This window comes from Alphaproteobacteria bacterium, from assembly GCA_035625915.1.
Taxonomy (GTDB): Bacteria; Pseudomonadota; Alphaproteobacteria; order JACZXZ01; family JACZXZ01; genus DATDHA01.
Genome location: DASPOR010000115.1, coordinates 1 through 11,163 on the forward strand (window position 1 = coordinate 1; position 11,163 = coordinate 11,163).

The window sequence follows — 11,163 nt, forward strand, 5'->3', positions numbered from 1 at the left end:
TCGCGCTTTATGCGGAGGACCCCGGCGCTGGATCAGATTTCGGCACACGACCCGGCGACACGGTCGGCCTTGAAATCGCTTCGGAGGGCGACGGCAAGCGCTTTCACTATATTCCGGGCTGTGCATCGATGCCGCCAGAACTCGCGGAACGAATCGAAGGCGAAGAACTCGTGTTCTTCGATGGGACACTTTGGCGCGACGACGAAATGATTGCGACAGGACTCGGCATCAAAACGGGCACCCGCATGGGGCACATGAGCGCTTCGGGTCCGACGGGCACAATCGCAGCCATGTCGCGACTCGGCGTCAAGCGAAAAATCTTCGTACACATCAACAACAGCAACCCGATGATCCTTGACGACTCGCCGGAACGGGCAGAAGCGCTGGCGGCCGGCTGGGAAGTGGCGCATGACGGCTTGGAGATCGCATTGTGACGCCGATGCGCCCCGCTGGTATCCCGGGCAATTCGACCGAAGCAGTGAAAACCGGATCGATGAGTGCGTTGGCGGCTGCGATATCGGTACGAGAGACAAGCCATGTCGTACTGACGTGCAACCGCATTCGCCCGGCGCGTTGTACTCGATGATCGATGTCGATACCATATCGCGTATCGTTCGACGCGTTGCCGAGGACGAAATCTTGCCGCGCTACCGCGCGCTCGGCAAAGATGAGGTGCGGCAAAAATCGGGTCCCATGGATTTGGTCACTGCCGCCGATATCGCGGCGGAACGTGCGCTTGCTCAGCACCTCTTGCGCGAGTTTCCGGACACGCTCGTGGTCGGTGAGGAGGCCGCGACGGAGGACCCCTCGCTTCTCGATGTTATTTCAAAGGAAACACCGGTCTGGCTTTTGGACCCGATAGACGGGACACTCAACTTCGCCCATGGCCGGCGCGGTTTCGGCATCATCGTCGCTTACCTCGTGGCTGGCAAAACCATCGCCGGGTGGATCCACGATCCGCTTGAAAACGTCACGGTTACCGCGGTGAAGGGCGGAGGTGCTTGGTGCGGTGTCGAACGAATGCGGGTTTCGGATGCCGCACCGCTCTCGCAAATGATCGGGGCCGCCTACGGCGAGTTTTCCGGTGGAGTCCCTGCGGGCGACATCCTAATGCGTTCCGGTCAGGTTGGAGCCTTGCGAAACGCCATGTGTGGTGCCGTGGACTACATCGAGATCGCGCGGCAGCAAAAGCAATTTTTTCTTTCACCTCGCTCATTGCCTTGGGATCACGCGGCGGGCGTGCTCATCATGACAGAGGCCGGCGGTGTCGCCAGATTTCTCGATGGCGCTGAATACGATACGGCGATTCCGGACCGCCAGATTCTCGCCGCCACGGATGAGCCTTCATGGCGTGCATTGCAGGCGCTGCTTTTGCCCGCCGCGCGTGGCCCGCGTCGGGACCAATGATCCAAAATCCAGCGGCTCGCGAGGAATAATCGCCGCACTTCACAGGTCTCAAAATCGTGCGATCGAGTCCAAGGCTGATCGAAGGCGATCGTAACACTCCAGCCAAATGGGCACGCTCCTTGCACGAGCTGAAAGGTCATCCGAGCGGGTGCTCGCGGAACGGAGAGGGCTTGTTAACCATTGTTTCCTACCGTAGACGCCTGAGCATTCTCCGATGCCGGTTTGTGAGGAGGGCCATGCCGCGTCACATTGCCGTGACCGCATTTGTCGAGCGTGAAGCGCATTTTGCCGGATCGGCATTCGCCGAGAAGCTGGCCTCGCGCAACTCCGCATCGGCTGGTCGATTTCCCAGACATGTTCGACAATTGACGTCATAAGGAACCATTTCGATGGCCCAGCTCATTCTCGTCCTGTGCCTCCTTTCCGACCCAACGCAGTGCAAGGACATTTCCCAGGAGGTCTATATCGCCGATTGCCTCATTCATGCACAGCAACTGGCGAGCGACTATCTGACCATGAGCGGGGACGGCGTCAAATATAGCCTCAAGGGATGGAAGTGCCAGTTTGGCGCCCGGCCAGAGAAACAGGCGTAAAACACCCGGCCCAGCGTCGACCTCCATTGCTGTCCGGCGAAGCAGCATTCCCTGCGGCCCGGGCCCATTTGTGCACATAAATTACCTGTCAACTTGACATCTTGCCCGGGCGCTTGACCTACAGGCGACGCGCGGGTTAGCGTCGAATCCACTTTCGCGGCCGGGGTGACCAAGGGGTGATTCGACGGATGACCTCATAATCAATTCATGCAGCCGCGGCATTTCACGGGCCTGATCGTCGCCCTATTCCTGACTTCGCTCGACAATGCGAGCGGGGCACCTCCCCCACTCCCGGTCACGGAGGTGGCATCGGGGATTTTTGTCCGCCAGGGCGTGCAGGAGGACGCGACACCCACTAATAACGACATGATCGCCAATATCGGGTTCATCGTCGGCGCAGATGCGGTCGCGGTGATAGACCCCGGAGGCAGCCGAATCGATGGCGAGCGGCTGCGAGCCGCAGTCCTCGCCACGACGAACCGGCCAATCCGCTACGTCATCATGAGTCACGCTCACCCCGACCACGTCTTTGGTGCTGCGGCATTCGCACCGGACCACCCGACCTATGTCGGCCACGCCCGGATGCCTGGTGCGCTTGCCGATCGTGGCGAATATGACCGTCGCCGCCTCGCCGAAATACTCGGCGTGAAAGGTACCGGGGATTTCGTCGTACCGACGCTCCTCGTCGAAAAGGAACTCAAACTCGATTTGGGCGGGCGTGTCCTGGACTTGAGCGCACACGCCGCCGCACACACCGATAGCGACCTAACCATTTTCGATCGCTCAACCGGCACTCTATGGGCAGCCGACCTCTTGTTCGTCGATCGAATTCCCGTGATCGATGGAAGTTTGGTCGGCTGGCTCAAAGTTCTTCAAGATTTGAAGTCTCTGCCAGCAGCGCATGCGATCCCCGGCCACGGGCCGATCTTCGTACCTTGGCCGGCCGCCGCAACGGACGAGGAGCGTTACTTCAATGTCCTCTTGCGCGAGACCCGCGCCCTTCTGGCCAGGGGCGGGAATATCGAGACGGCCATCGCGACAGTGGGCCAAAGCGAGCGAGACAAGTGGCTCTTGTTCGACGAATATAATGGGCGCAATGTGATTGCCGCCTTCAAGGAATTGGAATGGGAGTAGCGGGTATGGCGCACTTCAGAAGAAGCATTCGGGAGGGCGCGCCTTGAGGCCGATTGTCCTTGGCATCGTGCTGCTGGTCGCGGTTGTGAACCTGCCAGTGCGCGCCGCGGAGGACGCCGCGACGCAAGCGGCACGCTGGCACGATCTTCGTGTCGCCATATTCGGCGACCGTGCCATCACCGATGGCGCCGGCGTGTTGACGCTCGAGGCACCTGCCCGCGCCCTCGATGCAGCCCTCGTGCCGATCTCGGTAACACTCGCAGATCCCCCGAACGTGAAGGCGCTTTACATCATAATCGACGCTAATCCTTCCCCGCTCGCAGGCGTGTTCCACTTCGGACCTGCTGCCGATGCGCATATGCTGAAGACGCGCGTCCGGGTCGACCAATATACGCTGATGCATGCGGTTGCGGAAACGGCCGACGGCCACCTTTTCGTCGCGGAGCAGTACGTAAAGGCGGCGGGCGGCTGTTCAGCACCCTCGACCAAAAATCGGGAACTCGCCATGGCGCGCCTCGGCCAGATGAAGCTCAAGGCCGTGAGCGAGGGGAGCGACGTGAATGCGCTCCAGCTCCTAATCAGCCACCCGAATAACAACGGCATGCAAATGGATCAGGTGACCCGGAACTACGTTCCGGCACGGTACATCCAGGACGTGAAAGTGACCTACGGCAACGACCTCGTGTTTCAGCTCGATGCTGATATCTCCTTGAGCGAGGATCCGGCGATCACCTTTGGTCTGACGCCACGCGGATCCGCGCCGATCACCGTCGAGATGCACGACAGCTCCACAGCCGTTTTCAAGCAAAGCTTTGACCTTACCGCGGCCAGAAGCTGACATGCGGTCACGTGCATTCGGCCCGCGTGGGACTGTCCTTGCCGAACGCGGGCGGATACGGTGAGTCGCCGCTGGTGCCCTTCCCTCATTATGGCGTGCTGCATCATGGCGTGCTGCATCGCCCACGGCAGTGCGGACGCAGGAGGCGCGCCGGAGCCTGAGGGCTATCGCCTCGACGATTATCGCGCACCTGTACCCGAAACGGTCGCGGGCGGGCGAGTTGTGCATACGGACGAACTCAAGGGCATGATTGCCCAAGGCGGGATTGTCCTTATCGATGTCCTGCCCGCACCACGCAAGCCAGAGGGCATGCGGCCCGGCACACCCTGGCTGCCGCTCCCCCGTCTCGATATCCCGGGAAGTCTTTGGCTGCCGGACGTCGGCCGCGGGGTGATCGACCAGCAACTCGATCGCTGGTTCCGTGCCCGGCTCGCGGAGGCCACCCACGGCGATCCGACCCGGACGCTTGTCTTCTACTGTCTCGCCGAGTGCTGGATGAGCTGGAACGCGACGAAGCGCGCCTCGAGTTACGGCTACGCCGACGTCGTCTGGTTTCCCGAAGGGACCGATGGCTGGGGTGCTGCCGGCCTGCCGCTCGCCGAAGCGCATCCAGAAGCACCACCCTCCTGATTGCGGATTGAGACGATGGTGTTGAGGCAGAAAATCGCACTTCGAAGTCGAATAACAAGAGGATTTTCGGCCGCCCGTTGCGTGCACTAACGCCCGAAAAGGGAAGGGCGGACGAGGGGAGAGAGGTCGATGCTCAGGGGCGTGCTGCTCGCGGCCGCCGGGGGGTTTGCTCTCACCGGCATTGCCCATGCGCAGACCGCACCGTCCGGTTCGGGCGCCGAAGCGCCGTCGATCATAGGCGTCCCCCCTGTGGAAGTGATCGGGACCACGCCACTTCCCGGGGTTGGCATCGATCGCGACAAGGTGCCTGCGAACGTCCAAAGCCTGACATCTTCCGATCTGACGCGCGAGAGCACGCCAAGCCTGATCAGGACTCTCACGAATCAAGCGAGCAGCGTGAACACAAACGACAATTTGGTCGATCCATTCCAACCCGACATTCTCTTCCGGGGTTTCGAAGCCTCGCCGGTGCTCGGAACGCCCCAGGGGCTCGCGGTTTATCAAAACGGCGTGCGCATCAACGAGGCGTTCGGCGACACGTTGAATTGGGACTTGATTCCCGACGTTGCGATCGACCGGGTCGACATGATCAGCTCGAATCCTGTTTACGGCCTTAACGCGCTTGGCGGCGCCATGGTCATCACCATGAAAAACGGTTTCACCTATCAGGGCTTCGAAAACGAAGCGGCCGGCGGCTCGTTCAGCCAACGCAGCAACACATTTCAATTCGGTCACCAACTGGATGGCCTGGCAATCTATCTGGCCGGCAGGCTCTACGCGTCCGACGGTTGGCGGGAATTTTCGAACGACTATGTGAAGCAACTCTACGCGGATTTTGCGACGCGCACCGACGACGCATCGATCGACGTGAGCTTCAGCGGGGCGAACAATATTCTATCCGGCGAAGGCACGACCCCGGAACAGACACTTGCCATTGACCGGTCGCTGGTATTCACCAGCCCACAGACCAACCGCAACCAATTGGAGTTCGTCACGCTGAATGGATCGTACAATGTGACCGACGATCTCTCCTTCCAGGGCAATGCCTATCGGCGGGAATTTCACCAGACGGTTGTCAACGGCAACTCGACCAATTTCGTGGCCTGCACCTCCGGTAATGGGCTGCTCTGCCAATCGGACGGCGTTACACCGCTGATGACGGCGAATGGCGGCACGATCCCCGATTTTTCCAATGGCGGCGCCGTTCCCATCGGCGAGAACGACGGGGAGACGATTCATACCATCAGCGTCGGCGGCTCGTTGCAGACGAGCTATACCGGGGATCTGTTCGGGCTCGAGAACAACTTCGTGCTCGGCGGCAGCATCGACCATTCAGACACGGGTTTCCAGTCGACAGTTCAGCCTGGCGTCATAAATCCCTCACTCCAGGTATTGACTTCCGGCTTCTTCGTCTTCACACCCGAAAACACCGCCTTCAATCCAACGCCGGTCAGCCTCGGCGCGGAGAGTACCTATTACGGTATCTTCGCAACCGACACTTTCAACGCGACTCCTGAGCTCGCCGTCACCGCAAGCGGCCGCTACAACATTGCCGAGATATCCTTGAACGACAATATGGGCTCAAGTCTTACCGGATTTAACCGTTACAACCACTTCAACCCGGCGATCGGCGCCACCTACAAAGTCTTTTCCAATTTGACCGCCTATGCCGGCTACGCGGAAGGTAACCGCGCACCGACGCCAAGCGAGATCGAGTGCTCGAATCCCGCACAGCCGTGTTTGCTTCCCTCATCGCTCTCTTCCGACCCGCCCACGCTGAAGCAAGTGATCTCCCATACCTACGAAGCGGGCCTGCGAGGGAAATTCACGCTCCCGGATACGCTTCCCGGCAAATTCACATGGAATGCAGGCGTGTTCCGAACCGATGTGGATGACGACATTTATCCCGTCGCGACGTCGATCAGCCAGGGATTCTTCGAGAATATCGGCTCGACGCGCCGCCAGGGAATCGAAACCAGTATCACCTACCAAGACGACAAATGGTCGATCTACGGCACCTACAGCTTCGTCGACGCCACGTTCCAATCGTCATTCACCCTCCCCTCGCCCAACAACCCTTTTGCCGACGCCAACGGCAACATCCACGTCCAGCCCGGGGATCATCTGCCTGGCATTCCGGAGAATCAGCTCAAGGTCGGTGCCGATTATCGTATAACGCCGAGTTGGACTTTCGGCGCGGTGCTGACCTATTTCAGCGACCGGTTCCTGCGCGGGGACGAATCCAATCAGAACGCCCCTATCCCCGGCTATGCGGTACTAAACCTGCATAGCTCGTACACAATCACGGAAAATTTCGAGATATTCGTCAACATCCAAAACGTGACCGATACGAACTACTCCACATTCGGACAATACGGCGACCCGACCGGGGTGGGCGCTCCCGGAATCCCTCCAGGTGCGGTCACGAACGGCCCGGGCGTCAACAACCGCTTCCTCGGCCCCGGTGCGCCGCTGAGCGTATTCGGCGGCGTGCGGGTGCGGTTCTAGATGGTTTGCTCGATGGCGGTTGCCGAATGGCCTGCTTTGAGTTCTATAATTAGGTGGTTATTGGAGAGGTGGAAAATGGCGAAGCGGAGAATGATGATTGCGGTCGCCGCTGTGGCAGCACTTTGCTCGGCAGCATATGGGGCCGAACGTCTTCGCTTTTGGAACCTGACGTCGGTAACGCTTACGGGAGTTTATCTTGCGCCGGTCGGCACGGAAAAATGGGGCTCCAACCAGTGTGAGAACGACGCCGACAAGTCCGTCGATCCCGACGAGCGCCTGAGTCTAACGGGTGTCGAGCCGGGACATTATGACGTGAAGGTGATCGACAAAAAGGGCCGGACCTGCGTTGTCGCCAACGTCGATGTCAAATCTGGAAAGCCTTACGCGTTCTCGATTTCCGATAAGGAATTGACAAATTGCAAGAAGTGAGACCCGATTCGCATTTGACGGCGGCACTCCAGGGCGATTTCGACGATGCGAGTAGTGCTCCCAATCAACATCGACACCGCCGTCCGAACCCTCCAGCTCCGTGGCACCGCACTCCGGCGAGCATTTCTTTACAGAAGCTTCCGCTTCGCCACGCCCTTCGGTCGCCTCGAGTTTGCGGTGGGCGTCACAGATGTCCATCACCACAATTCAGTCTCGTAAGCACGAGGTGTGGCGTTTGTGATACGTGCCATGTTATTCTTTCCACCCTTATGCTGCGCCGATGTTTTCACGATGGCTACCCTAATCGGGGATCTATAAGTTCTCTTAAATAAAATCGGTGCTAGTGTTTCTTTCAGCAATAAGGCGTGCCGCCTGACTTCTGAACTGCTCCCAATTGCGCAGCCATGTTAAATGTCAACGGTGCGAGCCTCATTGGTCACGGCCGATCTGGTTGGAAACTCTCAGCTCGGACAGTTTAGATTCTGGAATAGGTCCAACCGGGACAAAGCTAGCATTCAAACCGAAACAGTCGATGAATGCCGATCGGTGAAAGTCCGCAATGGGTCATAAGCGGTCATCGCGCTGAGTTCCGGTAGAGTCCGCTTTTCCCCCAGAAGCAGACCTCCAGGCGGCGGCGTGACATGTCCGAAAGGTGCGAGAGTCCGACTTCGTTGGGCTTTGACACTTGCATTATTGCCACCGCTTCGGAAAGCCGAATTTTGCGCCGGCGAGTGCCTAAAGTTTCTCCACTGGGAGGAACAGCTGTGGCTGAGCCAGCGAGAACATTCGAGCCCTTAATCCGCTGTCGGCTCTCGCGTTCACAGCACGCCACGCGACTTGAGCGCGGCAAGCTCGTCCATGAGCGCAGTGTCCGCATGGCGCGCCGGGCTGAGTGCCTGGGCATAGTCGGGAAGAGTATTGTCGACAATCCAGGCAGCAGCGATGGCGCCGGCCATGCAAGCGGCCATGGTGCCATAGCCGGACAGGGCGCCCACGACGAACGCGCCTGGTGTCTGCATCGGCCCAATCAGCGGCCAGTTCTCCTTAGTCATCGTGTAATAGCCGCCGTAATGACGTGCACCTCGCGGCAGTTGCCCGATATAGGCTTTCAGGGCAGGATGCAGGCGGCTTGCGGCACGCAGCACGATATCGGGGAATTGGGGATCGATCGGGTCGGCCGCGTGCGGATCGGTGGCCCGGGTGTTGAACGCCCAGCCGAGCTTGATCCAGGTTCCGCTCTCGGTCCCGTCGGGGCGGCAATGAATGCCGCCCGGCATAGGACCGAGCAAAAGAGCCGTCACAGGGTCCTCGGCGAGGATTGCGCGGTCCTCGTCCGACCAGGGCAAGGTCTGACCATCAAGATCGATCGTGAACGGCATCGTTCGTGCGATGGCACGCTCACGGTCCTCGAAGGCGATTTTCTGTTGATAGACGCAGGAGACTGGCGTCGCCTCGCCGAGCATTGTTGCGATGTCGCCCAGGAAAGGACCGGCCGCGTTCACTAATCGCGCGGCGCGCAGGCTGATGCGCCCGTCTGGCGTGTTGACCGCTAGCGTGAACGGTGCCGTCCGCTCGATCGCAATCACCTCGCCGCGCAGCCGACTGCCCCTGGCCGCACGGATCGCCTCAAGCATGAATTGTCCAAGTTGCTGGCCGCTGATCGACCCGGCCCGGCGAATATGTAGCACTGTCTGCACGTCCCGCGCATAGCCCGGAAAGGTTTGGCGGATGAGAGCAGGTCCGCGCAGCACATCGACGCCGCCGGGTGCTTTGTCCCAGGCGGCGGAGTCGGGCGGGTGGTAGGTGGAGGAGTCTGGCCTGTCGTGGACTCGGATTAAGCGGTCGGCATTGCTTCCATAGCCTCTATACAGCTCCCCGATCAAGTCAGCGGGATCGCTTCGCCGCGTTACTAGCGCATAGCCTCGTCGAGTCATGTTGATGCGATTACCGGTGGCAGCGGCGATGGACTCCATAAGACCAATGCTGTCGTCGGTGAATGCGGTCATGACCGGATGCGGCCACCAGTTGCGGTAGTTCTCACCGGACTGGGCGGAGGTGAGGCTCATCGGGTCGCGCGCATCGATTAGGACTACGTCCCGGACGCCTCGGCGCCCTACCAAGTAATAGGCCACCGCGATCCCGACATTTCCGGCGCCGATTACCGCGACATCTGCCGTAAGAGCTCTCTCTGCGTTCATTTTCACCTTGGACGCTACGATTGGCGGGATTCAAATTATGGCTATTTCATTACGGTTGTCGAACGCATCACGTTATGCCACGAGTTTGCAAAGCCTGTCCTTTCAGATCCAGGGACGATGTGTGTGGTCGCTGAAAGGGACTGTCGATGTCCGAATTGGGTCAAAGGCGGAAGTCAGGACGAGTTTGCTCCTCGTCCGCTTTTCTCCCAGTTGCGGACATCCAAAGGCCGGCGTGTTATGTCCGAAAAGTGCCAGAAACGGACCTATGCTGCGTTTTGAGTTCGCGCCTCGAAGGTTATCGCTCCGGCAGTCCATTCTTGAACCCGAGTTCGTAGTGGCCACCGGCCAATTCAGTGGTCTTGATCGTGCTGTTGGCCGCGCGTAGATAGATAGCCGTTCTCTTCTTATTCGAGGACCGCATGGGTGAAATAAAGGGTGCCGCGTCGCAGACGCTAGTCGACCGCGCCGCCGAATGGCTGATGGCGCAGGCTTTGAAGGATGCCGACCTCAAGGACGTCGTGCGCGGCTGCTGCGAGCGGCTGCACGGAGCGGGAGTGCCGATTGTGCGCGTGCACCTCTCCTTCTCCATGCTGCATCCACTCTACCGCGGCATTGGTTATACTTGGCGGCGCGCACAGGGCCTGCAGGTTGACGCCTTCAGGCATAGTATCGACGGCAGACAACCTGAGAGATTCCTCAGGAGCCCGTATTATCATCTGATGAGGCACGGGCTCGAGCATCTGCGCCGAAGGCTCGACACCGGCGGCGCCGCCGAGTTCCCAGTCTTTGACGACCTGCGCAAAGAGGGGCTGACCGACTATCTCGCCTTCGCCAGTAGTTTTGCGACCGAGCCGGGACAGGGCATGGTCGGTTCATGGGCCACCGACCAGCGCGGCGGCTTCACCGACGGTGAGATCGAGGGACTACTGCGAATCCAGGATTCCTTGGCCGTGGCCTGCAAGATCGCGGCGCGCGGCGGCTTAGTGAAGAATGTATTGTCGACATATCTTGGCGCCAAGGCCGGTGAGCGCGTTCTCTCCGGCCAAATCAAGCGTGGCGATGGTGAGACGTCCCGCGCGGCTATCGTCTGGGGTGACTTGAGGAATTCCACGCAGATGGCTGAACAGCTTGGAAGGCAGACCTATATCGACAATCTCAACAGTTTCTTCGATGCCACCGCCGGCGCCGTGGCCGACACCGGCGGCGAGATCCTGAGCTTCATTGGCGACGGTTTCCTCGCCGTGTTCCCGTGCGAGCGCAACCAAAAGGAATCGACCGAGGCGTGCAAGCTGGCGCTCTTGGCGGCGCTCCACGCCAAGCATCGTATGGCCGAAATCAACCGCGAGCGTGACGGGAATGGCGCGACGCCCCTAGGCTATGGCCTTAGCCTGCACATTGGCAATGTCATGTTCGGCAATGTCGGGTT

At 59.8% G+C, this 11,163-nt stretch carries 10 protein-coding genes; 9 read left to right on the top strand and 1 reads right to left on the bottom strand.

What is annotated here, in order from left to right; all coding sequences use genetic code 11:
• The 8 genes from VEJ16_09145 to VEJ16_09180 all read left to right on the top strand — a co-directional run.
• Nucleotides 1-434: MBL fold metallo-hydrolase (locus VEJ16_09145; GenBank protein HYB09823.1), on the top strand; the 434-nt coding region annotated here is incomplete at its 5' end.
• 148 nt (nt 435-582) lie between these two features.
• On the top strand, nt 583-1,407 hold the full coding sequence (locus VEJ16_09150) for an inositol monophosphatase family protein (GenBank protein ID HYB09824.1): 825 nt from the start codon (nt 583-585) through the stop codon (nt 1,405-1,407).
• 389 nt (nt 1,408-1,796) lie between these two features.
• Complete coding sequence (locus VEJ16_09155; GenBank protein ID HYB09825.1) at nt 1,797-2,000, top strand: hypothetical protein; 204 nt, start codon at nt 1,797-1,799, stop codon at nt 1,998-2,000.
• A gap of 207 nt (nt 2,001-2,207) precedes the next feature.
• The gene (locus VEJ16_09160; protein HYB09826.1) at nt 2,208-3,134 is read left to right on the top strand and encodes a quinoprotein relay system zinc metallohydrolase 2; all 927 of its coding nucleotides are present in this window, start codon (nt 2,208-2,210) and stop codon (nt 3,132-3,134) included.
• A gap of 43 nt (nt 3,135-3,177) precedes the next feature.
• Nucleotides 3,178-3,972 carry a quinoprotein dehydrogenase-associated SoxYZ-like carrier gene (locus VEJ16_09165; GenBank protein ID HYB09827.1) on the top strand — a complete coding sequence of 265 codons (795 nt, stop codon included), beginning with the start codon at nt 3,178-3,180 and terminating at the stop codon, nt 3,970-3,972.
• A gap of 105 nt (nt 3,973-4,077) precedes the next feature.
• The gene (locus VEJ16_09170) at nt 4,078-4,602 is read left to right on the top strand and encodes a PQQ-dependent catabolism-associated CXXCW motif protein (GenBank protein ID HYB09828.1); all 525 of its coding nucleotides are present in this window, start codon (nt 4,078-4,080) and stop codon (nt 4,600-4,602) included.
• 129 nt (nt 4,603-4,731) lie between these two features.
• Nucleotides 4,732-7,110 carry a TonB-dependent receptor gene (locus VEJ16_09175; GenBank protein ID HYB09829.1) on the top strand — a complete coding sequence of 793 codons (2,379 nt, stop codon included), beginning with the start codon at nt 4,732-4,734 and terminating at the stop codon, nt 7,108-7,110.
• A 75-nt stretch (nt 7,111-7,185) separates the two neighbouring features.
• Complete coding sequence (locus VEJ16_09180; protein HYB09830.1) at nt 7,186-7,539, top strand: hypothetical protein; 354 nt, start codon at nt 7,186-7,188, stop codon at nt 7,537-7,539.
• An 818-nt stretch (nt 7,540-8,357) separates the two neighbouring features.
• On the opposite strand, the gene VEJ16_09185 is transcribed toward VEJ16_09180, so the two are convergent.
• Nucleotides 8,358-9,737 (bottom strand): FAD-binding oxidoreductase, encoded by a 1,380-nt coding sequence (locus tag VEJ16_09185; GenBank protein ID HYB09831.1) that lies wholly within the window; start codon nt 9,735-9,737, stop codon nt 8,358-8,360.
• 419 nt (nt 9,738-10,156) lie between these two features.
• Here VEJ16_09185 and VEJ16_09190 point away from each other — a divergent pair.
• A partial coding sequence (locus VEJ16_09190; protein ID HYB09832.1) for an adenylate/guanylate cyclase domain-containing protein occupies nt 10,157-11,163 on the top strand: 1,007 nt, incomplete at its 3' end.